The organism is Streptococcus oralis, assembly GCF_004127215.1.
In the GTDB taxonomy this organism is placed as follows: Bacteria; Bacillota; Bacilli; order Lactobacillales; family Streptococcaceae; genus Streptococcus; species Streptococcus oralis_BD.
Genome location: NZ_QEWJ01000004.1, coordinates 115,836 through 140,419 on the forward strand (window position 1 = coordinate 115,836; position 24,584 = coordinate 140,419).

The window sequence follows — 24,584 nt, forward strand, 5'->3', positions numbered from 1 at the left end:
GATGAATAACTCAATCAAACTCAAACGTAGACTGACTCAAACCCTCACTTACCTCTACTTGATTGGCTTATCAATCGTCATTATTTATCCACTTTTGATCACCATTATGTCAGCCTTCAAGTCTGGTAACGTGGTAGCCTTTAAACTAGATGCTAACGTCGACTTTAGCTTTGCCAACTTCCAAGGGCTCTTCACTGAAACCTTGTACGGCACTTGGTACCTCAACACTTTGATTATCGCCTTGATTACAATGGCTGTTCAAACAAGTATCATCGTACTTGCTGGTTATGCCTACAGCCGTTACAACTTCTTGGCTCGTAAACAAAGTTTGGTCTTCTTCTTGATCATCCAAATGGTGCCAACTATGGCCGCTTTGACAGCCTTCTTCGTTATGGCCCTTATGTTGAATGCCCTTAACCAAAGCTGGTTCCTCATCTTCCTTTATGTTGGTGGAGGTATCCCGATGAATGCTTGGTTGATGAAAGGCTACTTCGACACAGTACCGATGTCTCTTGATGAATCAGCAAAACTAGATGGTGCAGGACACTTCCGTCGCTTCTGGCAAATTGTTCTCCCACTCGTTCGTCCAATGGTTGCAGTACAAGCGCTCTGGGCCTTCATGGGACCTTTCGGAGACTATATCCTCTCTAGTTTCTTGCTTCGTGAGAAAGAATACTTTACAGTTGCCGTTGGTCTACAGACCTTTGTCAGCAATGTGAAAAACTTGAAGATTGCCTACTTCTCAGCAGGTGCTATCCTCATCGCCCTTCCAATCTGTATTCTCTTCTTCTTCTTACAAAAGAACTTTGTTTCAGGACTTACAAGTGGTGGCGACAAGGGATAATTTATCCCCGCCACCCTTTTTCATTTTGGAGCTTGTTGCTAAAGCTACAAGATTGGACACCCTTCTACAAATCTTATTGAAACCCTATTTCAATATATAATTGATTTCCTAGACTTGAAATAAAGCACATTTCTCTATATAATAATACTCATATAGAAAACACTTTTAGAAAGATGCCTATGCTTCCATATCCATTCTCGTATTTCTCTAGTATCTGGGGATTTCGTAAGCCCCTATCAAAACGTTTCGGCCTCAACTGGTTTCAGCTTCTCTTTACGAGCATTTTCCTCATCAGTTTGTCTATGGTTCCGATTGCCATTCAAAACAGCTCACAGGAAACGTATCCACTGGATACCTTTATCGATAATGTCTATACTCCACTGACAGATGAAGCCATCATGGACTTGTCAGAGAATGCACAAATCGTTGATGGAAAGCTGAACTACTCAGGTACGAAGAATCAGCAGCCTTCTCTTTTAATTGGCCCAAGCCAAAACAAAGAATTGCCAAAGGACTTGCAACTTCATTTTGATACGGAAGAACTCGTCATCAGTAAGGAAAGTAAGGAACTAACTCGCATTCGCTACCACGCGATTCAAACGGAGAGTTTCCAGAGTAAGGAAGATCTAACCCAAGCCATTTCTAAAGATTGGTACCAACAAAATCGGGTCTATATCAGTCTCTTTCTCGTTCTTGGTGCAAGCTTCCTCTTTGGATTGAATTTCTTCATTGTCTCTCTTGGAGCTAGTCTCCTCCTTTATATCACCAAAAAATCACGCCTCTTTTCATTTAGGACCTTTAAAGAGTGCTACCACTTTATCTTAAACTGTTTAGGATTACCCACTCTGATTACGCTTATTTTGGGGCTTTTTGGCCAAAATATGGCAACCCTTATCACTGTACAAAACATTCTTTTTGTTCTTTATCTGGTCACCATTTTTTACAAGACACACTTCCGTGATCCAGATTATCATAAATAGGAGATTTTTATGCCCGTTACGATTAAAGACGTGGCCAAGGCAGCAGGTGTCTCACCTTCAACTGTTACCCGCGTTATTCAAAACAAATCAACGATTAGTGATGAAACCAAAAAACGAGTTCGCAAGGCGATGAAGGAGCTCAACTACCACCCCAATCTCAATGCTCGTAGCTTGGTAAGTAGCTATACTCAAGTTATCGGCCTGGTGCTTCCTGATGACTCGGATGCCTTTTACCAAAATCCTTTCTTCCCATCTGTCCTTCGTGGTATCGCCCAAGTCGCGTCTGAAAACCACTATGCTATTCAGATTGCAACGGGGAAAGATGCAAAAGAGCGGCTCAAAGCTATTTCCCAGATGGTCTATGGTAAGCGTGTAGATGGTTTGATTTTCCTCTATGCCCAAGAAGAAGATCCTTTGGTTAAGCTAGTAGCAGATGAGCAATTTCCTTTCCTTATCTTAGGTAAATCTCTATCTCCCTTCATTCCGCTCGTCGATAATGACAATGTCCAGGCAGGTTTTGATGCAACAGAATATTTCATCAAAAAAGGATGCAAGCGAATTGCCTTCATCGGAGGAACCAAAAAACTTTTCGTAACACAAGATCGTCTAATGGGTTATGAGTTAGCTCTTAAACAATACCAACTTCCTATTGATCCAAATCTGACCTACTTTGCGACCGAATTTCTTGAAGATAATGGTTATCGCTTTAGTAAACTTCTCTTCGAGCATGATCCAAATATTGATGCTATTATTACTATTGATAGCCTTCTTGCTGCAGGGGTCTGTGATTACATCGCAAAACACCAACTGGATGTCCCTGTCCTCAGCTTTGACTCGGTCAACCCTAAACTGAACTTGGCAGCCTATGTGGATATCAATAGCTTAGAACTCGGGCGCGTTTCCTTTGAAACCATTCTCCAGATTATTAACGATGCCAAAAACAATAAACAGATTTGTTACCGCCAGTTGATTGGACACAAAATTATCGAAAAATAAAGACCAGCCTCAAGGCTGGTCTTTTGAGTATTATTAATTGTCTGTTTCTACGAATCGTCCTAGGATGTGGACATTTTCGGATACAGAGACAAAGGCTGTCGGATCGACCTGTTTCATGATGTGTTTAAAATCATTAAACTCTGCTCGCGTGATAACCGTAATCAAGACTGCTTTTCTCTCATGATTATAGGTTCCTTCTGCATCGTGGATCATGGTTGCTCCGCGGTGCAATTTTTTATGGATTTTTGCGATTACCTTGTCAGGATTATTGGTCACAATCATGGCCTGCATGCGTTTTTGCTTTGTAAAGACCGCATCTGTCACACGGCTCGATACAAAAATGGTGATCATAGAGTAGAGGGCGTATTTCCAACCAAAGGTCAGACCTGCTATCAGCATGATGGTTCCATTTACCAAGAAAGAAATACTGCCGACATTCTTACCCGTTTTCTTTCGAATGGTGAGACTGACGATATCTGTACCTCCGCTAGAAATATTGTTACGGAGTGCAAAACCAATCCCCAAGCCCATGACAACACCCCCAAAAAGAGCATTGATGATGGGATCCTCTGTCAAGGTCACAACTGGCACAAGCTGGATAAAGAGGGAACTCATGGATACTGTGATAAAGGTAAAGATTGTAAACTTATGCCCAATCTGATACCAAGCCAAAATCATCAACGGAAAATTGATGGCATAAAAGGTCAGCGATATCGGAATATAAAAACCAAACCAGTGATTACTCAAAGCAGAGATAATCTGTGCCAAACCCGTCGCACCACTGGAGTAAACGTGTCCTGGTTGAAAAAAGAAATTGACTGCTACTGCTGACAGAAAGCCATAAACCAGAGAAGCCGATACTTTCTCATCATATTTTTCCCGAGAGATACTTTGTAAAACTCGTAAGATTTTTATCTGATAAGCAAAGCGGCGCAGATAATAGCGCCACCGCTTAATTCGTTTTGCTTGTTTCATCTTCTTCTACTTGTAAGCTGAGTTCCTCTAGTTGTTTGAGAGCGACTGTTGATGGAGCTTGTGTCATTGGGTCGGTTGCCTTATTGTTCTTAGGAAAGGCAATGACTTCACGGATATTTTCTTCTCCTGCTAAGAGCATCACAAAACGGTCAAGACCGATAGCCAAGCCACCGTGGGGTGGGAAACCATAGTCCATGGCTTCAAGAAGGAAGCCAAACTGGTCATTTGCTTCTTCAGCTGAGAAACCAAGAGCCTTAAACATGCGTTCTTGAAGGTCTTTTTGGTTGATACGAAGACTACCACCACCAAGCTCATAACCATTCAAAACGATATCGTAGGCAATGGCTCGAACCTTAGCCAAATCACCTTCTAATTCGTAAGCTGTTTCTTCCTGTGGAAGAGTAAATGGATGGTGGGCGCTCATGTAGCGACCTTCTTCTTCAGACCATTCAAACATTGGCCAATCAACCACCCAAAGGAAGTTGAACTTATCGTTATCAATCAAGCCAAGCTCTTTGGCGATACGGCCACGAAGGGCGCCTAGTGTTGCATTGGCCACTTCAAGCGTATCTGCTACAAAGAGAACCAAGTCCTTATCTTCAAGATCAAGTGTGCTAGTCAAATCACCTTGGATGCTCGTCAAGAACTTAGCAACTGGTCCGTTTAATTCTCCATCCACAACCTTGACCCAAGCAAGACCCTTAGCACCATACTGCTTGGCTACTTCGGTCATCTTGTCGATGTCTTTACGCGAATAGTTGTCCGCAGCCCCTTTAATGACAATCGCTTTAACTGCAGGTGCTTCTGAAAAGACCTTGAAGTCCACACCCTTAACGACTGCTGTCAAGTCTTGAAGCAACATGTCAAAACGGGTATCTGGCTTGTCAGAACCGTAAAGAGCCATAGCGTCATCGTATTTCATACGAGGGAATGGAAGTGTTACTTCAATGCCTTTGGTTTCTTTCATCACGCGCGCAATCAAGCCTTCTGTAATATCTTGGATTTCTTGCTCTGTAAGGAAGGATGTTTCCAAGTCGACCTGGGTAAATTCAGGCTGGCGGTCTCCACGCAAGTCTTCGTCACGGAAACATTTGACGATTTGGTAGTAACGGTCAAATCCAGCATTCATCAACAATTGTTTGGTAATCTGTGGACTTTGAGGAAGAGCGTAGAAATGACCTTTATTGACACGAGATGGCACCAAATAGTCACGTGCCCCTTCTGGCGTTGACTTAGAAAGGAAGGGGGTTTCCACATCAATAAACTCCAACTCGTCCAAGTAGTTGCGGATAGAGTGGGTCACCTTAGCACGAAGTTTGAGATTTTCCAACATCTCTGGACGACGAAGGTCAAGGTAACGGTAACGTAGACGCGTATCATCATTGGCCTCAATGCCATCCTTAATCTCAAATGGGGTTGTTTTAGCGGTGTTTAGGACTGTCAGGGCTGTCACGTTCAACTCAACTGCACCCGTTGCTAATTTATCATTTGCTTGCTCGCGTGCCACAACCTGACCCGTCACCTCTATGACAAATTCGCTACGAAAGCTTTCAGCTGTTGCCATGACTTCTGCTGAAACTTTTTCTGGATTGATAACCAACTGCATGATTCCTTCACGGTCACGAAGGTCGATAAAGATCAAACCGCCCAAATCACGACGACGGCCAACCCATCCTTTCAAGGTAATTTCTTGTCCGATGTGTTCCTCACGAACACGACCAGCATACATACTACGTTTCATGTTTTCTCTCCTCTTTTATTCTGTTACTATTTTACCATAAAAGCGCAGGCTCTTCATGAAAATCAGCAGAAAAGTTTGGTTGTCTGTAAAAATCAAAACGAAGAGCTAAAAAATCATGACAACATCAAAAAATCCGATGAAGACACCATCGGATTTTCTTATTTTGATTCTTGACCTTTTTTACGTTTTTCCGCGATTTCAGCCGCTTTTTTAGGCAGAACAATCTCCGTCGCATAAGCTGAAGCAAAACGCAAGACACCTGCAATAGGTGCAAAAATCACTGCTAGATTGTTGAAAAAGAAATCGCCTTTAAAGGCATAGGCAAGTGCCCCGATGATAAAGAAGAGAACAACTGCCTGTATCACTGCTAATAAAATTACTCGTTTCATGTGACCTCCTGACTCTATTATAGCATGAGTATCATCAAAAAGCCGATTAAATTATTCAAAGCATGTAAAGAAATGCTGTAAAGAAGGCCTTTTCGGCTCACATAAGCTAGACCCAAACTTAATCCCAGACTAGCATAGACTAAAAACTGTTGCAAAGTCCCTGGAAAATGAATCAAGGCAAAGAGCACACTCGATACGAGGAGAAACAGAGCTGTCTGTTTGCTATTGTCCTGCTTAGGAAAGAGGTAGCGCGCCAGCATCCCTCTAAAAATGAGTTCTTCCGTCAGAGGAGCAAAGACCACTACCATAAAGAAACCAAATTCAGGCTGTACCACTGTCAGTTGGGATACGATTTGTTGATTGGTCGACGGATCGTCTGGTAAAAAGAACTGGGCTGTAATAGCCACTAGTAAAACCAGAGTAGGCAACCAGATATAACGATTAAAAGCAGTTGTCTGGATGCTAACCTTTTCTGTCTGATACCACTTGTAAACTCCATAAACATAGGCTCCTGACAGGGCGATATAAAGTGGCAAGACTCCATAGATTGAAGCCCCTAGTCCAAGAGCTGACAGTGCCATACTCTGAACCAGACCATAACCAAAGAAAAAGGATAGAACAGTTAGAAGAAACCAGCCAAGATTTTTAAGTATTTTCATAAAGATCTCCTATTTGAAATAACGTTTTGTTTTGCGTAACTGCGCAAAATTGATGTAAAGATGAATTACAACCAAAAGAACTAAAGCAACAAGTTGTATTTCTTGTAAAATGATTGATAGCACCAATAATAAAATATAAAGTTCTGGGAGTAAAATTTGGTTTAATCTAAACAGGGTCAAATAGGTATTCTCCATTTCTGCTTGCTTTTCTCCCTCATCATAAGTATCTAGGAATTCTAACATTTCCTTAGGAGTTGCCATGATAGAAAGTTTATAATTACGGATCAAGCTAGTCGTATTGAGACAGTAGCTACCCACAAAAATTACAAGTATAGCTAAGAGAAAAGGAGATAAAGATAATCTAAACCCAGGAAACATGGTAACTAAGCTAAATAACATACTAATTAGCAAAGTACTATTAGCCACTGTACCATAATCTAAGAAACGATACATCCTAATATAGTCTTGTTCACTTTGTTCGTCGTCTTCTTCTCTTTGGTAGTTATTGTAGGCTTTACGACTCATTCTGGTAAAATAAAGAGCTAAAATTGTTGAAATAATCCCAAACCAGAAAAAGAAGGCATCTAGAACAAACAGTACTTGATTTTTAGAAATTTCTGAACGAAGACTAGCAAAGCCAGTACCAATCATTCCCAATAAAACACCTAACAGTACACTCCCCAACAAAATTAATAAATGTTTCTTTTTCATATTCATCTTCTTTCTAAACTACACCAATCCAACTAACCACTGACCAAAAGCTTTTCCTGATTCATAAATTGCTGTCAAACCCTCTGTTCCAAGTGATACTAAAATCAAACAAACAGCAAACAAGAGAATAGCTTGGTTTCTTGCTTTTTTCGCCCCTTCTCTTAAAGGATCTCTCCCAAGCCAGCCTGCTAGATAAGCATATAGGATGACTGTTAAAATCCCAAACTCTGTTGACGAAAGAAACAACAAAATTGCTACTAAACGGATAACGTTAGTCTTGATATTAAAATAATTTCCTAAACCTGCACAGACACCTGCAAGTTCTTTGTTCTCAGTATCTACTTGAAAACCTGCTAAAAATTCTTTCATATTCCTTCTCCTTTTTCACTTGCTAGATTTTTTGATTTCTTTTCAATCCATTCAATTACTGGTATGAGAGTAAAATAGGCCCAAATAAATTGGTCACTTTGATAGGGATTAAACCAGCCTAAGTCTATCCCAATCAATAGAAACACGCTGACTACTAGAGCTATAGCAACTATATAATAAATCACTTTATACTTATTCATTATTCATCCTCCTCTATACGAAATACCGACTCGACTGGTTCATTGAATATCTGTGAAATCTTCAGGGCGATCACAACCGACGGGGTATATTCATCCCTCTCAAGCAGACTGATAGTCTGTCGAGAGACCCCTGCTAGCTTGGCTAGTTCGGTTTGGTTGAGACCATCGCGAGCTCGAAGCTCTTTTAGACGATTTTTTAGTTGCATGTTACACACCTACTCTCCGTCAAATTCAACGGTTTGGATATCCTCAATACGTTGCAACTTGAATTTTTCTTTTCCTTTTTTATCTACACGTCGTAGCTTGACCCACTCCTCATCAACATCTACAACTTCCCAGTTGTCTGTCCCAAACAATTGTCCAACGATGACCGGTTTTTTCCCAATCAGTTCTTTTAAAATTCTTGACATTTCTTTATTTCCTTTCTGTTTTTGCTCAATTCTTTTGATTTTATTCTCTAGTTTCTTGACCCTTTGGGTATGATAGAGATAAAACATAATCACAAGAGGTACAAATCCTAATGCCCACATAATCGTTCCTTTCTGGTTTCTATTTCTTAACTTGAATTTATTGTAACACATCTTTTTCTTTTTGACAACAATATTTGTCAAAAAGTTTATGATTTTTGTCATTTTGCAAAAGAAAAAGGTCAGGAGTAGGTTCCTGACCGGTTTATCTGTTATTAAAACCCTAGTTTTTCAAAGACTTCTGAGAAGTTTTGGCTGATTGTATCAAGCGTAACTTCCACCTCTTCTCGAGTTTGGTTGTTCTTGACTGTCACTTGTCCGCTTTCGACTTCACTCTCTCCTAGGGTGATAAGGGTCTTAGCCGCAAAGACATCGGCTGACTTGAACTGAGCTTTGAGTTTACGGTTGAGGTAATCACGCTCTGCTTTGAAACCTTGTTGGCGAAGGGCTTGCACCAACTCCAAGGCCTTGATATTTGCTCCTTCACCCAAGACTGCAATATAAACATCTAGAGCGTTTTCGATAGGGAGGGCCACCCCTTGCTTTTCAAGAATGAGCAGCAGGCGTTCTACACCAAGTCCAAAACCAAAGCCAGCAGTTTCTGGGCCTCCAAAGTAAGCAACCAAGCCATCGTAGCGACCACCTGCACAGACCGTCAAGTCATTACCCTCAATCTCTGTGATAAATTCAAAAATCGTGTGGTTGTAGTAGTCCAGACCACGTACCATATTGGTATCGATGATATAGTCTACTCCAAGAGTTTCCAACATCTGACGCACAGCATCAAAATGAGCCTGGCTTTCTTCATCAAGGAAGTCCAAGATAGAAGGCGCATTCTCTACCGCTACCTTGTCTTCTTTTTCCTTAGAGTCCAAGACACGGAGAGGGTTTTCCTCTAAACGACGTTGGCTATCCTTAGACAAGGTCTCCTTGAGCGGTGTCAAATAGTCAATCAAGGCTTGGCGGTAGGCCGCACGACTCTCAGGATTGCCAAGAGTGTTGAGGTGCAGTTTGACACCTTGGATACCGATTTCTTTCAAGAAATGGGCTGCCATCGCGATGGTTTCCACATCTGTAGCTGGATTGCTAGAGCCAAAGCACTCAACACCGATTTGGTGGAACTGGCGTAAACGACCTGCTTGCGGACGCTCATAACGGAACATTGGACCCATGTAGTAGAATTTACTTGGCTTTTGCACTTCTGGGGCGAAGAGTTTATTTTCCACATAGGAACGGACAACGGGCGCTGTTCCTTCTGGACGGAGAGTGATGTGGCGGTCACCCTTGTCATAAAAATCATACATTTCCTTGGTTACGATATCAGTCGTATCCCCGACAGAGCGACTGATAACCTCGTAATGCTCAAAAATAGGCGTGCGCACTTCTGCATAGTTATAGCGCTTGAAAATTTCACGTGCAAATCCTTCAACGTACTGCCACTTGGCAGACTCAGCAGGTAAAATATCCTGCGTTCCTTTTGGTTTTTGTAATTTCATAGGGAATCCTCTTTAAACTTAATAGTCCTATTTTACCATAAATAGAGGGATTAAAACAGTGAGAAAAGAAAATCTCAAAAGAGTCTTTTCAGAAAATTCATCAAAAACTTGCCAAATTGTCAGAATTATGAGAAAATAGAGGATATTTATCAGGTGGAGGGACGTAATGAGAGACGATATCAAAATCAATGACCGCGCTTTAGCCTTACAAGACCAAATTATCGAAAAACTAGAGAAGGTTTTTGATACAGATGTGGAATTGGATGTTTACAATCTAGGGCTGATTTATGAAATCAATCTGGACGAAACAGGTCTCTGCAAGATTGTCATGACTTTCACTGATACTGCCTGTGATTGCGCCGAAAGCCTGCCTATCGAAATCGTGGCAGGTCTCAAACAAATCGAGGGCATCGAAGATGTCAAGGTTGAAGTTACTTGGTCACCCGCTTGGAAGATTACACGAATCAGTCGCTACGGCCGTATTGCCCTTGGACTACCACCTCGTTAAGCAGGCAAATCACTTTTGAAGATGAAAAGAAGCAAGCCGAAGGTGGCTTGCTTTTTGAGTTTATTTTTTACCTGACTTGTCCATATTCCAGAAGTCTGTCACGGCTCCGCGTGAAGCAGATGATACGATGTGGGCATATTTACCAAGGACACCACGGCTGTATAGTGGTGGCAAGGTTGTTTCTGCCTTGCGTTTTTCAAGTTCTTCTTCGGATACGGCCATAGAAATTTCTTTGGTATCTTGGTCAACCGTAACGATATCACCTGTACGAAGGTAGGCAATTGGTCCACCATCCTGAGCTTCAGGAGCGATATGTCCAACAACCAGACCATAAGTACCACCAGAGAAGCGTCCGTCTGTCAAGAGGGCAACCTTGTCTCCTTGACCTTTACCAACGATCATGGATGAAAGTGACAGCATCTCAGGCATACCAGGACCTCCCTTAGGTCCAACGAAACGCACAACGACAACGTCGCCATCAACGATTTCGTCTGTCAAGACAGCCTGAATAGCATCTTCTTCTGAGTCAAAGACCTTAGCTGGACCAACGTGGCGACGCACTTTAACACCAGATACCTTGGCAACCGCACCATCAGGGGCAAGATTCCCGTTCAAGATAATCAATGGTCCGTCTGCACGTTTTGGATTTTCCAGTGGCATGATGACTTTTTGACCTGGAGTAAGATCTGCAAAATCAGCCAAGTTTTCAGCAACAGTCTTACCAGTACATGTGATACGGTCTCCGTGAAGGAAGCCATTCGCTAGCAAGTACTTCATAACCGCTGGGACACCACCGACTTCGTAGAGGTCTTGGAAGACATACTGACCCGAAGGTTTCAAGTCGGCCAAGTGGGGCACACGCTCTTGGATCGTATTGAAGTCCTCAAGTGACAAGTCAACATTGGCAGCATGGGCAATAGCAAGCAAGTGAAGAGTAGCATTTGTAGAACCACCTAGAGCCATAGTCACAGTGATAGCATCTTCAAAGGCTTCACGAGTCAAGATATCTGATGGTTTGAGACCAAGCTCCAACATCTTAACAACAGCACGTCCTGCTGCTTCGATGTCTTCTTTTTTGTCAGCTGATTCAGCTGGGTGAGAGGATGATCCTGGCAAACTCATCCCTAGAACTTCGATAGCAGTCGCCATGGTGTTAGCTGTATACATACCACCACAGCCACCAGGGCCAGGACAGGCATTACATTCAAGACGTTTCACGTCCTCAGCTGTCATATCACCGTGGTTCCATTTCCCGATACCTTCAAAGACAGAAACCAAGTCAATGTCTTTGCCATCAAGATTTCCCGGTGCAATGGTTCCACCATAGGCAAAAATAGCTGGGATATCCATGTTAGCAATGGCAATCATGGAACCAGGCATGTTCTTGTCACAGCCACCGATAGCGACAAAGGCATCCACGTTGTGACCACCCATAGCTGCCTCGATTGAGTCCGCAATGATATCACGAGATGTCAAAGAGAAACGCATACCAGGCGTTCCCATGGCAATCCCGTCTGCTACCGTGATGGTCCCAAACTGCACAGGCCAAGCACCTGCAGATTTGACACCTTCTTTGGCCAATTTCCCGAAATCATGCAAGTGAATGTTACATGGCGTATTTTCTGCCCAAGTTGAAATCACTCCCACAATCGGTGTCTCAAAGTCCTTATCTGTCATACCAGTCGCACGAAGCATAGCACGGTTTGGTGATTTTACCATACTGTCATAAATGCTACTGCGGTGACGTTTATCTAATTCAGTCATTTGTTCCCTCCCGTCTCAGTTTTTACTATTATAGCACATTTTAAAAGCAATGAACAGAAGAAAATTCTTGAATTTTCAGAAAATTTCGATTAATTTGATTGAATGACTTCTAATTTTTTCATCTTTTTTTGTCAAGTAACTTTACTTTACAAAAAAAATGTGTTATCCTAGTATGGCTGATGAAAATCACTAGATTGAATCGAATTTAAATACCTAAAGGAGAAATCAAAATGGCAGTACCTGCACGTCGCACTTCAAAAGCGAAGAAAAACAAACGTCGTACACACTACAAAGTAACAGCTCCATCTGTAAACTTTGACGAAACTACTGGAGATTACTCACGTTCTCACCGTGTATCACTTAAAGGATACTACAAAGGACGTAAGATCGCTAAAGCTGCATCAGCTGAATAATAGAAGGGAGATACCATGCGCGTAAATATTACACTTGAACACAAAGAATCTGGTGAACGCTTGTACCTTACTTCTAAAAACAAACGTAACACCCCAGACCGTCTTCAATTGAAGAAATACTCACCAAAACTTCGCAAACACGTTGTGTTTACAGAGGTTAAATAGTAGGTCATTACGTTTCAGTAGAAACGAAAAAACCTTGATTTAACGCGATTCTTGAATTTTCAAATTTCAATGTATTGCAATAAAAATCAACCGAATGACTACATTTTTGACTACATTTTTTGTGAAATAAATTAGATGTTCGGATATATAGAAAACGCTCTAGTCATATTGTCTAGAGCGTTTTTGTATTTTATAATCTATTCAATCTTTGCTTTCCAATCATCAATGTTCAACGAATCATCATATAAATCATAAGCAATTGAGATTAATGTGATTTTTGAAGCAATACTCTCTATCTTCATAATTCATTTTATCTTATTATTAAATCTTCTATTTTTATCAAGATTGATATTTCAATTTCAACATAGTTCATATCGATTTTTAAATCTCTTTTTGTTTATTATCAAAAACTTTTTTTGAATCAATGATTTTTTGGTAAAAATCATATTCAATCTCTGTAAAGTGACAGAATACTTCAGCACACTCAATTAAAATAGGATTTAGTTTTTCTCTTGGGGGTAATCCAACTGAAAATTTAATTTTGTCTCCTTTTTCAAAACGTTCGGTCCAAAAGGCTTCATGAAATGCGACTTCAGACAAATGAACATAACCAGATGATTTATTGTAAATTTCTTCAATCTCAGGATAATACTTCGACATCCTTTTCTTAAGATTGGCATCAGTCATCTTTTCATTTTGATTATCTTTCATATTCCTAATAGGTGTACCACTTAATGTCTCTTTAATAAATGATCTTCTGTCCTCTGATATAAAAGCTGCAAAGACTCTCATAAGGTTATCAAGTTGTGTTCGTACTATAATTCCTGTACAAGTCAGATTTCTCGTTCTTAATAAGTTCATTATTCCATCAATAAATTGAACTCGTCTGTTAAGTGCAGAAATAAAAAATAAATCATCTTCAGTAAGATTTTCACCAATAATACCAGCAGCTATCGACTTTGATTCCTCACGATATTCTCTTAATTTAATGAAATATGTCTCTATTTCATTAAAATACTCATCGTTTGTCATTACATCTCCTCCTAATCTATCTTTCTAATATGGATTCAATCATTGGTTCAATCCCATTTTCAATCAAGTTATCTATCTTACGCTGAGCAGAAAAGCGCCCAACTTCATAAGCTACATAGTGTAAAATCTGAGCAGCCACTTCTTTAACATTGAATGAAAATTGTTCCTTTAGAACTCTATAAGAAAGAGTAGCAAAAGAGTCTGCATCTTCAAATCGTTTCAAATATTGCTCATAGTTAGAATGAATCGTCTGAATGATATAAATCGCATGTGTATCATCTAACTTCATAAAGATCATTAAGCTTTCAATAAAAACATTACCTTTTTTTATACATTCTTGACATAACTCTCTTGCTGGCATTTCATAGATATAGTTTTCTATGTCGTCATCAAAAACACCGTTGCTAATTTTTTCCCATATTGTCTTCTTAAAAGCATCGTCGCTTCTAATTCTCAACCATGCATTTAATGCACTCAACATTTCAGTAGCATCTTGATACCTATAATCAGGTTCTAAATTCGTAGCTTTTTCACTAACAGAACGAAGTGAATGAGAAGAAATATTAGGATACTTAGTCATAACAAAATTAATAATACGTCCCAGCGAATACACATCGCTTCGTTTATCGGCATCTTTTAAAAGCATTAATTGCTCTGGTGCGCAATAAAAGAGTTGACCAAAGGAAGTTGTGTCCATTGTTTGATGAGATGTCAGAGTGTTTAGGTTTTTTCCTAAACCAAAATCAGCAATCTTAATTATCCCATTCACGAAAAAAACATTGGTCGGACTTAAGTCTCTATGTAGAACATCTCTTTGGTGGACAAGAGACATAGTATAAAGTATTTGACGCAATATATTGAGTTTAGAATCCTCTGTCAGCTCACTTGCTTCAATATAATTTCCCAATGTATCATCGGCTTTTTCCATTGTGTATGAACAATTACTACTATCGAAATCAAATACTCGAATAATACTCTCAATATCCGAACAAGACTTAGTTATTTCATACTCTCTTTTTAACCTACTTCTCAACGATTGTCGTCTCACAGATTCCTCATTTAGTTTTTTTACCACTAATCCTGTGGATTTTTGGAAATAAATATCAGCAAAGCCACCCTTTCCAATCTCAACTAAATCTAAATCAATTTCTACTAAATAAAATTCAGTTCCTTTTCTTGAGAGTTTTAAAGAATAAACAGAACAAATTTTATCTAATTCATTTATTATTTTCTGCTGATGCTCTATAGCATCCACTTCACTTATCTGACGCTCTGTTAAAAGATATTGTTTGCTGAGTATAAGGTTGAAAAATGAATTGATAATGCCTCTAGATGAAAAGTCCAACAGCTTGTCATTCACATATATCCATCTTGTAGGAAAGCCCTGACCATAACTATCTTGAGTATGGAAATGGGTATTGAAAAAAGAAACTAGCTGAGGCCCTGATTTATAAGTAAACAGCTCTGTCTCATCTCCACAGAATATCTTTGCTAGTCTTTTGTAAAAATCTGGATTGATCAATAACTCGTCCTCCTTATAGATGGTAATTCTTTAATTTAATAAATGTAGGCAGTAACATACAATCTACTTTCTCAATTAAACAGAGGGTGTCGTCAAGAATAGAAAAAATATAAAATCTATCTTGAAATATAGTTACAAAATAGGTATCAAATCCCTTCGCTTTTAAACTTCTGTATTCAAATAGTGAGTGGAAATCATAATTTAACGCGCTTACAATAATATCATCCGAATTATCTGTCTCGAGTATATCAATCAGCTCAAACGAATATGGAAAAAATAATAAAAGGTTTTTCTGTTTTTCAAGCATTTTCAACACTTTTATGATATCTCTTTCAATACCATACTTTCTAATATTTAAAAAGTTTTCCCCTAATCGAGTGAGCTCTGATATATCTCTTGTTCGGAATGCAACATGAATCTGAGTAGCTTTTACTTCACCGAATTTCTTTTTACTTTCATGAATACCAATTATACCATCGCCATAATTGCTAATGCCCAGAGAAAACAAATGACTAGCTTGTAATCTAGTGCTAGATGATAATAATTTAAAGTCTATTTCATAATTTTTCGATATTGCATCACATTGACCATTATTTTCATTTAACGGTTTAGAGAAAGGAGATTGCCCTTTATCTTTAAAATGAGATGACTTATTAAGTAGCTCTAGTAAATAGTTCTCATAATTACAATCGGGCTCTCCATCAACAAAATTTTTAATAATAGTAGCTGGTGGTAACAATTTGAATTTTATACGTGGGTCAATATTAGGGTTTAAATTTTCTTCCATAAAAATTCCTCCAGTTTATTATAACATTAACATCTTAAAATTTTTACACTTAATACACTTACAACAAATAATTTCTTTGTTCACTAGCTTATGCTACCACCTACCCTTTAGTAACAACTATGGATACCTTATGTATTAGAGTATTTTGTACTATTATGGTATAATAAAATACAAACATCTTTACCTTTCATTTATATAATTAAAAAGGAATAATTATGCCTGAAACAAATAAATATCAGTACTGTATAAGCAACAATGAAATACTTGAACTTCACGTACTAGAAGAGGAATTCTATAGAAACAAACAAGCAACAAGAGACAGATACAGAGGTCAACTACTATGTCCTGGGTGTAAACAAGTACGATTATCTATAAAAGAGAATAGTAATGGAATTTACCTTGCTGCTTACCCCAACTCTGTTCATACAGAAAATTGTGAGTACTTACTTAAACCTGCTGCTAGAAGAGAATTAAGAGTATTCTATGATCAAATCGCTCCTGACAGAGCTGAACAAATGTTAGAACGTATTTTAGATGATAGAATAATTGTGGTAAATATACCTCAAAATCAAAATCATAATGTTGATGTTGATAAAGGTGATGATGAAAATTACGAATTGACAAATGAAAATGGTATTAGAAAATACTTGCCTCGAAGATCATTACAGTTAAGAAAAATGGAAGAATCTGACCATCTTGTAATGTATTATGGAGAATGCAGATTGTTTCTAGTGCAAGATAAGTGGAACAACTTCTACCTAAGAATTTTTCGAAATGATGAAACTAGGTATTATCTATGTAGTTTAAAAATTCCAAAAGTTGTTTTCAATCATTTATCGGATGAATTAAACTTTATTCCTTGCGAGCAAGATTTCGATGTAAATAATTCTAAGGAAAAATCTGTTCCTACTAGAATAGCTTTTATCTCTGAAATCGAAAAAAAATTATCGTATTTTAATGGGAAAATAATTCATTCTAAGCTATTAAAAGTAATCCAACTATAAATTAAGTTTAATCTCCTGATTTTTATATTACAATGCCAATCGTATCCAAATAACTTTTCATTAGCTTTTTATCATTATCAGAAAAATTCTTTTCAACCATAAAAATAGGTATAATCGTTCTTAACTGAGAGATAAAGTTTTGGTATTCTAATTCAAATTTTTCATAGAAATTTCCCTTTTGAAAATAAACATCCCAATCTAAGTTTAGATCACCAAGCATAAAAGAATTAAATCTCTTTTCTACATCTTTAACTAATTTATCTGAGATATTCATATAATATTTTTCTAACATTTGATGATTTTCACTATCGTACAATTCATATTCTTCTTCTAGGCGATTTATTATTTTCTGGTATGACTTTTCAATTGAAGTTATTTCTCTCATTAAACAAGAATATTCAGAATTAATTTCTCTGTTTAGTCCTTCTACTTCCATTGTTTCATTAAAATTTAAGAGTAAACTCTTAATGTTACAATAATAGTTTATATCCTTTACAAGAGGTAAGAGCGTATCTCTATACAGAACGTTAATGTACTGATAACAGTATTTAAGGTATAATTCAAATAAATCAATTTGATTATCGATATATTGGTTCTCAAAATATAAATTAAATTTAGAACAGTAAGTTTCATCATTTTCAAATAGTATATTCTGTAAAGTATAACAAAAGAATTTTGAAGATAAGTATAGAATTGTGTTTAATATGCTGCTAATTAATTTATCTGAAAGATTGTAGTATCTGTTGAAAGTAGCTTTGTAATGAATTCCACAGAAGATTACTAATATTGAATACAAGTTGTTCATCAAGTTTATTTTTGCAAAAAAACTATCAATCAATCTCGATAAAATAATAATTATTATTTGATTATTAATAAATCCCACTTGATCTATCAATAATTCCTTATTATCTTTTAAAGTTAGTAAAGAATTGTATATTTCATTACGTGTTGGAAAATCATAATAGTGTACTTTTTTAAATGTACGATTACTATTTTCTAAATCTTCCCTCAAGAATTTTATAAACTCACTGACAAAAGGTGCATTATATACTTTTTGAAGGTTTCCCTCTTTGAATTTTGTTTTCGTATTTTCAGATTTAATTTCAGTTGTAAAGTAAGGAATGTCAAAATAAAAAAATCTATCCTCGATTGTTAAAAAACAGTCCTGTTCATTAATGATGATGTTGTCGTTATATTTCAGGAAGTCTATCGGTATATTTGTTAGAGGGTATTTTAGACCACCAATAGATGCAGTGCAGTATTTCGAACTTGTTTTTTTAAATTTTATATGATATTTCCTTTCAATTTGCTCTTCAATATTTAGAAGAGCTTTTTTTTTATCCTCTATTGATTTAAAAATGATAAATTCTTCATTTTTAGAGGAAATGTTTGAAATATCTAATGTCAAACCCAATTTTTCAATATCTTTTAGATAACAAAGATATAGTTTTCTTTCAAACTCATTAGAAGTTTTCCCCTTAGAATTACTAGAATATTTTTGAGGAATTTCTTCGTGGATTGTACACAAAACTTTCCCTATAATTTCGGTATCTTTACCGAATAAAGAACAATAAACATACTTTAAAATCTCTAATTTATCATTTAGGGAGAAAAGATATTGATTCAAAATATCTTCTCTTTTTTCAAAAATCCTTAATTTTTTGCGAATAGTTTCCTTATCATAATGTATTGTTGAGTCACCACTATTCCATAAATTGGTAATACTATCTACTGTAAATTTTTCGTGATATAGCTTTTGTAGTTTGTTAATTAATAAATTGAAAGTATCTTCATCCCATTGATTAAATTCATGCCCCAAGAGTTTATATGTCCCACGATCTAAAGTATTCATTAAGAAGACATGTCTCAATAGGTTATATGCAATGGATAATTGTCTATCATTATATACATAGTCGATAAAAAACGATTCTGAATAAATTTTGCCAGTCATAAAAATCCCTCAATCCCAGGTTCATAAAAATTATTACTTTTGTTTTAATTATATATGAAAGTAATAAAAGATGCATAAGATAAAGTCAAGTGTAATTTACTGCTTTCAAACATAAATAATAAGTCCTATATGATGCGCATCGAATGGACGGATAGAAACTAAAAGTATCGACATATCTGTTAGTTGTCTATACCTTGTAGGGTTTCGCCGTTGATTTAGTGTGCTTTTTTAACATCTAGCGGTTGGGATTTATTTAGTTTCTTTCCGTCTTCGGACGCAAAGGAAGTAAAATGACATCATATAGAAAAGTGATAACAAAATTGTATTGCAAATTGTTAGGTGAAGAATTCAAGATAAGGTTCAAGGAGAAACAAATATTACAAAACCAAATTGGATATGAATCATACGAAAAAGAAGTTGATCTATTATCTGAAACAACGGTTGGGCAAATTCTGAAAGGAAAAAGAAATATTAGTTTCAACGCTTCGCTAGCTTTTCAAACTAGTTTAGATTATAAACATCCCAGAGATTTATTCTTTCCGAATAAGAAATTTGAATTATTGCTGATTAAAAATATAATAACTACGATTTTAACTGATCCTGTATTTGAAGACACGCTTCTAAAGCAGTTATTAGAAAAAAATTTTTTAAATATTTCTCAGAAAGATGTATCTCAATTCATTGAAAAAAACAAAGAAGTTTTCCTATGTTCTTTGTCAAACTTTATTTCAGATTTCCCCGAGGAAGAAACTTCTCATCAAATAGCTGAAAAATTAACTGATTGGTTATCTGAATTAGCTTGTTTAATATCACAAATTTAATAGTAAACTGTCAAGAAAACTGACAGTTTGCTTTCAGAATCTACGTTAAACTAAAAATGTCTTGGCCAAGACAAATAATTAAATACGAGGTGAAACTTATGAAAACAAGAAATCGTAAAAGTGGTTATTCAACTAATACAGCAAATGAGTATATAGATAGCAAGCAAGGTGTTTATTGCTTAAGCATAGAGTTAGAACCACAAATTAAATTTGAAGATAATCAACCGACAGGGGAAATTGTTGCTTATAAAGCCTGGTTCTCTCAGAAGGGACTTCCACCTTTTCGTGTCAAATTTGAAAACGAAATAGAACTTCCCTCCTATATGGCCTTGGTACAGTTTGAAAATTTACAAGCTTGCGAGGTCGGCTTTAATGTCTACTTCAAAGCTGATAATGTTAAGGGGATTAAATAATGACTAGAAAGGAACTAGAGCAGTATCTGCTTCAAAGTTTAAACATGGGGCTGGGAAGTATTATGCAAGGAGAAACCAGCTATACTAATAGTTTTGACTGTAAGGTTATGGAAGAAGGATTTCTCTTTCTTCCTCGTTTGCCAGCTAGCTATATCATTGATGATGATCTCTATCAAAAAATTTTTCTGATTGCAAATGCTTCTCTGTACCCTCGCTTCACTCTTCTCAAACAAAATTCGGCTTATTTTATGGCACTAGAAACAGATGATATCCATGTTCAACGTGGACTCTTCTTTCCTTGGAGAGTAGGTATATCTGAGCGATTAGTTATTTCTGATTTGGAAGAATTCTCAGATAATCAAAAAGGGTATTTGATTCCTATAATGAAAAACCTTACTCTTGACTACAATAAAGTAACTTCGATAGCTATAGCAGGGAATAGCGGTTCTGGTAAGTCTTACGCTCTGACCTATTTTCTTAGTCTACTAAAAAACATTTCAGATTTAATAATTGTAGATCCCAAATTTGACACACCCAGTCGATGGGCTCGCGAACATGGCATTCCGGTTCTACATCCTCAAAAGAATCGTTCTAAGTCTGACTTTGTTTCAGAAATCAACGAGAATTTGAGTAACTGCTTGAATCTTATCCAACAGAGACAGGAGATTCTCTATGATAATCCAGATCATAAATTTGAACATTTGACGATTGTCATTGATGAAGTGTTGGCGTTGTCCGAGGGAGTCAATAAAACTATTAAAGATTCATTCTTCTCTCTCTTAGCTCAAGTTTCTCTTTTGGGGCGTGCCACATCTATCCATTTGTTGCTGGTTAGCCAGCGCTATGACTATAATACTATACCTATATCTGTTAGGGAGCAATTAAATGTTTTAATTCAAATTGGTAATATCAACAAGAAGACAACACAATTTCTATTCCCTGACCTAGATCCTGAAGGTATTGTTATCCCTATAGGAAAAGGAACCGGACTTATTCAGATTATTGATAATGAACATCCTTATCAAGTTTTACCTCTCCTTTGCCCTACTTACTATACAAAGAAAGGCATTCTGTAACATATGAAAAAAACTTTCTTTCAAACGACCTACAACCTAAATGCGAACTTGATAGTGCTTGCGTTGCTTAGTTTTTTCTTTAAGATTGGAATTAACTTACTTATTCAAACGATAGAAACCACTAAACTCTCTGGAATGCAAGGCTTTCTTACAACAATACTAGATAAGTTAACTACTCTTGAATACTACATTCAACTGTTATCATTCTGTCTCATTTTCATTACTTTCCTTTTGATAATCATTGAGATTGTTCAACGACTATCAAAAGACTCATTGTGGAATTATTTCAAGTCTATCTATCAAACTTCTCTTATGAGGCAATTTCTAAAGCAAGATGAAAAATCTGAATCAATGAGTACGATTGAGAACCAGACTGTTACTCGAATCAATCCCATATTAAAAAATTTCAATCAATCTATATTAGGATGTACAGTAGATGTAAGAAAAGAAACCGTTACTATCTTACTTCTTGTTCCTCGTACTCAACAAGCCCAAAGGCTTCTAAAAGAAATGGAAGATGATATAAAGGAAGAAATTTCAAGTAGGAATCCAAACTATTATTTTTCTTCATCATATCGAAAAGGCAATAAACTTTGGTTTATAGGAACTAAAAGATAAAGGGAAATATGGGCTTGGCCCACAAAGTGAAGGCCAAAGAGCCCATATTTTCAATATTATTCTGTTTGTGTGTAATGGGGTTACTACGACCCCCATTACATCAACAATCAATAATCACTCAAATTGCAAACAATTTGAAAATGTTAATTGAAGGGAGGTATTCATGGTCAAAGATAAACGTTCCAATAAATGGGCCTTCCTGCTTTATCAAGAAAGCGCGCCGGAAAACTATCTTGATATTCTAGAGGGGATGCATATTCCATTTGTCTTGAGTCCTTGGCATGATAAGGATGTTAATAAAGAAACTGGAGAATTTAAAAAAGCGCATAAGCACGGGGTCCTATTTTTCGAATCACTTAAAAGCTATACGCAGATTTCAGAGTTACTAACTGAAAAACTACATACACCTTCTCATGTAGAGGTAGTTATGTCACCAAAGGGGATGTATGATTATTTCATACACGCAGAGAATCCTGACAAAACACTTTACGATATGGATGAGATTGAATCAGGTTGTGGTTTTGAATTGGAACAATTTCTAATCACTAACAATAACGAACAATTTCTTTCAACTGTGATTGATATTATCGAGGAACACAACTTTACTGAGTTTAACAATCTTGTTAGATATGCACGAGTTGAGAATCCTTCGTTATTGAATCTAATTATTGATAAGACGTACTTTTTCGCAAAATATCTAGATTCTCGTAGGCACTCCAGCCATGGAAAGGAGAGTGGAAAATGACGAATAATGAACTCATTAAATTGAATCAAATTGAACAGATTTTGAATTGTTTGCTAGCTTTGATGCAGAAGCAAGAAGCTACTCAAAAGCATGTAAGTATACTTACACAGAAGGAACTGCTTTCGATACTTAAGATTTCTCCTAACACGTTGAAGTCTTGGGAGAAAACTGGACTAAGGCGTCTAGAACCACCGATTGAGGGGACTAGAACTGTCTACTATAGAATGGAGGATGTGCTGACCTATTTAACTCCTTAATTCTAAGAAATGTGCTAAAATAGTACTATCACATAGAATAATGTGAGGTTGTTATTTTAGCCTTTTATATATCCGAACGTGAAAGGCTACTATGCAGAAAGAAACTATCATTCACAACAATCGAAAAGTCATTAAAACTATCAAGAGTAACGGAACTATTAGCTATACGCAACGTGGTGTATATATTGGTGTAGATGTTAAAACTGGTAAAAAAGTTACTTCATCTATAACTGCTAAAACTCTAAAAAGTCTTGATAGGAAAATCATTCAAGCTCGAATTGATTTTGAAGAGAAGGGTTCAACTCTAAAAGAGACCTTGTTGATTAATAACTTCGAGGAGTTAGCAGAAGCCTGGTTTATCAGTTTTGTAACTTGGGTGACTTCTCAAAATACGATCAACCGAGTTCGAAGTTATCTTGATACCTATATCATCCCTAAGTTTGGAGAATATAGGCCTGAAGAAATAAAATCTGCAGATATTCAGATTTGGGTTAATAAATTAGCTCAACAATCTAAAAAGTCTGTTGAATCGGGTGTTAAAAAATCCAAAAAGGGGCACGCAAAAGATTTCGGTGCAGTTATCTATAAACTCAGTGATATTTTTGATTATGGGATTACGAATTTCGAACTTTCTCATAATCCAGCTCGGACAGTAAAAATCCCTCCAAAACCGAAGTTGGTAAAGGAGAGAATCATGGTATTGCATGGAGAGGACTTGGCTACTTGGCTGAACTACCTTGATAATCTCCCTGATACTCGAGCAAATCGAAGATTCAAAGTCATCTGCGACACACTTCTAGCTTCTGCGCTTCGAATCAATGAGCTTCTTGCTTTATCGATTCATGATCTCGATTCTGATTCCAATGAAATCATAGTTAATAAGACGCTGATGTGGAAAGCTGGAGATAAGAAACTTGGGATCAAGGGTGAGGTGATTTGCAAGACCAGTGCCAAAACTGATGCTGGTAACAGAAGAGTTGCAGTTCCGAGACAAGTTTTGGATGACTTGAAAGCTTTTCATGCTGAGATGAGTGATTACTTTGTGAGTCATGATTTACCAACTGTGGACCTAATTTTCCCAACAATTTACGGGAACTATATGTGTGATAGAAATGAACGTGCAACGCTTAAAAAGCGTTTGACTGAGTTGGGACTGCCAAACTATGGTTTCCACCTTTTCCGTCATACACACGCTTCTTTGATGCTGAATGCTGGTGCAAATTGGAAAGAACTACAGATAAGAATGGGCCATAAATCGATTAAAACGACAATGGATACTTATGCTGAATTGGCACCGAAAAAGAAGGCAGAAGCAGTTGAAATCTACCTCAAAGAAATTGCAAAATTGACGGCATAGCAAAATGACTACATTTATGACTACATTTTCTATAGAACAATCTTAAGACGTTGATATGACGGCGTTTAAAGGGTGCTAAAATAACATTAACAACCTTTACAGAAGTGAAGTAAGCATTCAATACGAATCAATACATAATAAAAACGCTGATTTTGAACTGCACCCCAAAAGTTAGACAGAAAAAATCTAACTTTTGAGGTGTTTTATTATGAAATTGAGTTATGAGGATAAAGTTCAGATCTATGAACTTAGAAAACAAGGATATAGCTTAGAGCAACTTTCAAATAAATTTGGGATAAACAATTCTAATCTTAGGTACATGAT

Annotated in this window: 29 protein-coding genes and 1 pseudogene; 15 read left to right on the top strand and 15 right to left on the bottom strand. The window is 37.0% G+C overall.

The window, feature by feature from the left end; translation table 11 throughout:
• Position 1: 1 nt before the first annotated feature.
• The 3 genes from DF216_RS04755 to DF216_RS04765 all read left to right on the top strand — a co-directional run bounded on the left by DF216_RS04755 (position 2) and on the right by DF216_RS04765 (position 2,820).
• Positions 2-844 carry a sugar ABC transporter permease gene (locus DF216_RS04755; protein WP_001065649.1) on the top strand — a complete coding sequence of 281 codons (843 nt, stop codon included), beginning with the start codon at positions 2-4 and terminating at the stop codon, positions 842-844.
• A 179-nt stretch (positions 845-1,023) separates the two neighbouring features.
• Positions 1,024-1,824 carry a DUF1189 domain-containing protein gene (locus tag DF216_RS04760; protein WP_000938242.1) on the top strand — a complete coding sequence of 267 codons (801 nt, stop codon included), beginning with the start codon at positions 1,024-1,026 and terminating at the stop codon, positions 1,822-1,824.
• A gap of 9 nt (positions 1,825-1,833) precedes the next feature.
• The gene (locus DF216_RS04765; protein ID WP_001145418.1) at positions 1,834-2,820 is read left to right on the top strand and encodes a LacI family DNA-binding transcriptional regulator; all 987 of its coding nucleotides are present in this window, start codon (positions 1,834-1,836) and stop codon (positions 2,818-2,820) included.
• 33 nt (positions 2,821-2,853) lie between these two features.
• Here the strand turns inward: DF216_RS04765 and DF216_RS04770 are convergent, their stop codons facing one another.
• From DF216_RS04770 to hisS, 10 genes are all read right to left on the bottom strand, one after another.
• Positions 2,854-3,795 carry a YitT family protein gene (locus DF216_RS04770; protein ID WP_000806299.1) on the bottom strand — a complete coding sequence of 314 codons (942 nt, stop codon included), beginning with the start codon at positions 3,793-3,795 and terminating at the stop codon, positions 2,854-2,856.
• The gene (gene aspS / locus DF216_RS04775; RefSeq protein ID WP_129326132.1) at positions 3,773-5,536 is read right to left on the bottom strand and encodes an aspartate--tRNA ligase; all 1,764 of its coding nucleotides are present in this window, start codon (positions 5,534-5,536) and stop codon (positions 3,773-3,775) included. Before aspS ends, DF216_RS04770 begins: the two co-directional genes overlap by 23 nt.
• A gap of 158 nt (positions 5,537-5,694) precedes the next feature.
• Positions 5,695-5,925, bottom strand: a complete 231-nt coding sequence (locus DF216_RS04780) for a hypothetical protein (protein WP_129326133.1) — start codon at positions 5,923-5,925, stop codon at positions 5,695-5,697.
• Positions 5,926-5,942: 17 nt separating this feature from the next.
• Complete coding sequence (locus DF216_RS04785; protein ID WP_129326134.1) at positions 5,943-6,584, bottom strand: CPBP family intramembrane glutamic endopeptidase; 642 nt, start codon at positions 6,582-6,584, stop codon at positions 5,943-5,945.
• Positions 6,585-6,593: 9 nt separating this feature from the next.
• The gene (locus tag DF216_RS04790) at positions 6,594-7,295 is read right to left on the bottom strand and encodes a DUF3169 family protein (protein WP_129326135.1); all 702 of its coding nucleotides are present in this window, start codon (positions 7,293-7,295) and stop codon (positions 6,594-6,596) included.
• An 18-nt stretch (positions 7,296-7,313) separates the two neighbouring features.
• The gene (locus DF216_RS04795; protein WP_129326136.1) at positions 7,314-7,664 is read right to left on the bottom strand and encodes a PspC domain-containing protein; all 351 of its coding nucleotides are present in this window, start codon (positions 7,662-7,664) and stop codon (positions 7,314-7,316) included.
• Entirely contained in the window at positions 7,661-7,864 is a 204-nt protein-coding gene (locus DF216_RS04800) for a hypothetical protein (protein WP_129326137.1), read from the bottom strand. The genes DF216_RS04795 and DF216_RS04800 overlap by 4 nt, the downstream gene beginning before the upstream one ends.
• A complete protein-coding gene (locus DF216_RS04805) occupies positions 7,864-8,070 on the bottom strand; it encodes a helix-turn-helix transcriptional regulator (protein WP_129326152.1) in 207 nt (68 codons plus the stop codon). The genes DF216_RS04800 and DF216_RS04805 overlap by 1 nt, the downstream gene beginning before the upstream one ends.
• A gap of 9 nt (positions 8,071-8,079) precedes the next feature.
• A complete protein-coding gene (locus DF216_RS04810) occupies positions 8,080-8,547 on the bottom strand; it encodes a hypothetical protein (RefSeq protein ID WP_129326138.1) in 468 nt (155 codons plus the stop codon).
• The gene (gene hisS, locus DF216_RS04815) at positions 8,547-9,827 is read right to left on the bottom strand and encodes a histidine--tRNA ligase (protein WP_129326139.1); all 1,281 of its coding nucleotides are present in this window, start codon (positions 9,825-9,827) and stop codon (positions 8,547-8,549) included. Before hisS ends, DF216_RS04810 begins: the two co-directional genes overlap by 1 nt.
• Positions 9,828-9,993: 166 nt before the next feature.
• On the opposite strand from hisS, the gene DF216_RS04820 reads away from it, so the two are divergent.
• Positions 9,994-10,335, top strand: a complete 342-nt coding sequence (locus DF216_RS04820; protein ID WP_001204052.1) for a metal-sulfur cluster assembly factor — start codon at positions 9,994-9,996, stop codon at positions 10,333-10,335.
• Between the two features lie 60 nt (positions 10,336-10,395).
• Here DF216_RS04820 and ilvD read toward each other — a convergent pair whose 3' ends face one another.
• Positions 10,396-12,099 (bottom strand): dihydroxy-acid dehydratase, encoded by a 1,704-nt coding sequence (gene ilvD / locus DF216_RS04825; protein WP_000137343.1) that lies wholly within the window; start codon positions 12,097-12,099, stop codon positions 10,396-10,398.
• A gap of 230 nt (positions 12,100-12,329) precedes the next feature.
• Between ilvD and rpmF the strand changes: the two genes are divergently transcribed.
• Both rpmF and rpmG read left to right on the top strand, forming a co-directional pair.
• On the top strand, positions 12,330-12,512 hold the full coding sequence (gene rpmF / locus DF216_RS04830) for a 50S ribosomal protein L32 (protein WP_000290417.1): 183 nt from the start codon (positions 12,330-12,332) through the stop codon (positions 12,510-12,512).
• Between the two features lie 15 nt (positions 12,513-12,527).
• The gene (gene rpmG, locus DF216_RS04835; protein WP_001265622.1) at positions 12,528-12,677 is read left to right on the top strand and encodes a 50S ribosomal protein L33; all 150 of its coding nucleotides are present in this window, start codon (positions 12,528-12,530) and stop codon (positions 12,675-12,677) included.
• Between the two features lie 381 nt (positions 12,678-13,058).
• Here rpmG and DF216_RS04840 read toward each other — a convergent pair whose 3' ends face one another.
• Genes DF216_RS04840 through DF216_RS04850 form a run of 3 tightly spaced genes read right to left on the bottom strand, consistent with a single transcriptional unit; the run spans position 13,059 to position 16,018 of the window.
• Entirely contained in the window at positions 13,059-13,709 is a 651-nt protein-coding gene (locus tag DF216_RS04840) for a hypothetical protein (protein WP_129326140.1), read from the bottom strand.
• A gap of 16 nt (positions 13,710-13,725) precedes the next feature.
• Complete coding sequence (locus DF216_RS04845) at positions 13,726-15,231, bottom strand: serine/threonine-protein kinase (protein WP_129326141.1); 1,506 nt, start codon at positions 15,229-15,231, stop codon at positions 13,726-13,728.
• Between the two features lie 13 nt (positions 15,232-15,244).
• A complete protein-coding gene (locus tag DF216_RS04850) occupies positions 15,245-16,018 on the bottom strand; it encodes a hypothetical protein (RefSeq protein WP_129326142.1) in 774 nt (257 codons plus the stop codon).
• A gap of 215 nt (positions 16,019-16,233) precedes the next feature.
• On the opposite strand from DF216_RS04850, the gene DF216_RS04855 reads away from it, so the two are divergent.
• A complete protein-coding gene (locus tag DF216_RS04855; RefSeq protein WP_129326143.1) occupies positions 16,234-17,022 on the top strand; it encodes a hypothetical protein in 789 nt (262 codons plus the stop codon).
• Between the two features lie 22 nt (positions 17,023-17,044).
• On the opposite strand, the gene DF216_RS04860 is transcribed toward DF216_RS04855, so the two are convergent.
• On the bottom strand, positions 17,045-18,973 hold the full coding sequence (locus DF216_RS04860; RefSeq protein ID WP_129326144.1) for a hypothetical protein: 1,929 nt from the start codon (positions 18,971-18,973) through the stop codon (positions 17,045-17,047).
• Positions 18,974-19,263: 290 nt separating this feature from the next.
• Here DF216_RS04860 and DF216_RS04865 point away from each other — a divergent pair, with 290 nt between their 5' ends.
• The 8 genes and pseudogenes from DF216_RS04865 to DF216_RS04900 all read left to right on the top strand — a co-directional run.
• On the top strand, positions 19,264-19,794 hold the full coding sequence (locus tag DF216_RS04865) for a hypothetical protein (protein WP_129326145.1): 531 nt from the start codon (positions 19,264-19,266) through the stop codon (positions 19,792-19,794).
• Positions 19,795-19,892: 98 nt separating this feature from the next.
• Positions 19,893-20,207, top strand: coding sequence for a hypothetical protein (locus DF216_RS04870; protein ID WP_129326146.1), 315 nt, complete (start codon positions 19,893-19,895; stop codon positions 20,205-20,207).
• Entirely contained in the window at positions 20,207-21,283 is a 1,077-nt protein-coding gene (locus DF216_RS04875) for a cell division protein FtsK (RefSeq protein WP_129326147.1), read from the top strand. The genes DF216_RS04870 and DF216_RS04875 overlap by 1 nt, the downstream gene beginning before the upstream one ends.
• Before the next feature lie 3 nt (positions 21,284-21,286).
• Positions 21,287-21,901 carry a hypothetical protein gene (locus DF216_RS04880; protein WP_129326148.1) on the top strand — a complete coding sequence of 205 codons (615 nt, stop codon included), beginning with the start codon at positions 21,287-21,289 and terminating at the stop codon, positions 21,899-21,901.
• Between the two features lie 163 nt (positions 21,902-22,064).
• Positions 22,065-22,646, top strand: coding sequence for a replication protein (locus DF216_RS04885; RefSeq protein ID WP_129326149.1), 582 nt, complete (start codon positions 22,065-22,067; stop codon positions 22,644-22,646).
• Positions 22,643-22,903 (top strand): helix-turn-helix transcriptional regulator, encoded by a 261-nt coding sequence (locus DF216_RS04890; RefSeq protein WP_129326150.1) that lies wholly within the window; start codon positions 22,643-22,645, stop codon positions 22,901-22,903. Before DF216_RS04885 ends, DF216_RS04890 begins: the two co-directional genes overlap by 4 nt.
• Before the next feature lie 91 nt (positions 22,904-22,994).
• Positions 22,995-24,260, top strand: a complete 1,266-nt coding sequence (locus tag DF216_RS04895) for a tyrosine-type recombinase/integrase (RefSeq protein WP_129326151.1) — start codon at positions 22,995-22,997, stop codon at positions 24,258-24,260.
• Positions 24,261-24,468: 208 nt separating this feature from the next.
• Positions 24,469-24,584 (top strand): annotated as a pseudogene (locus DF216_RS04900) (transposase); the annotation flags it as partial.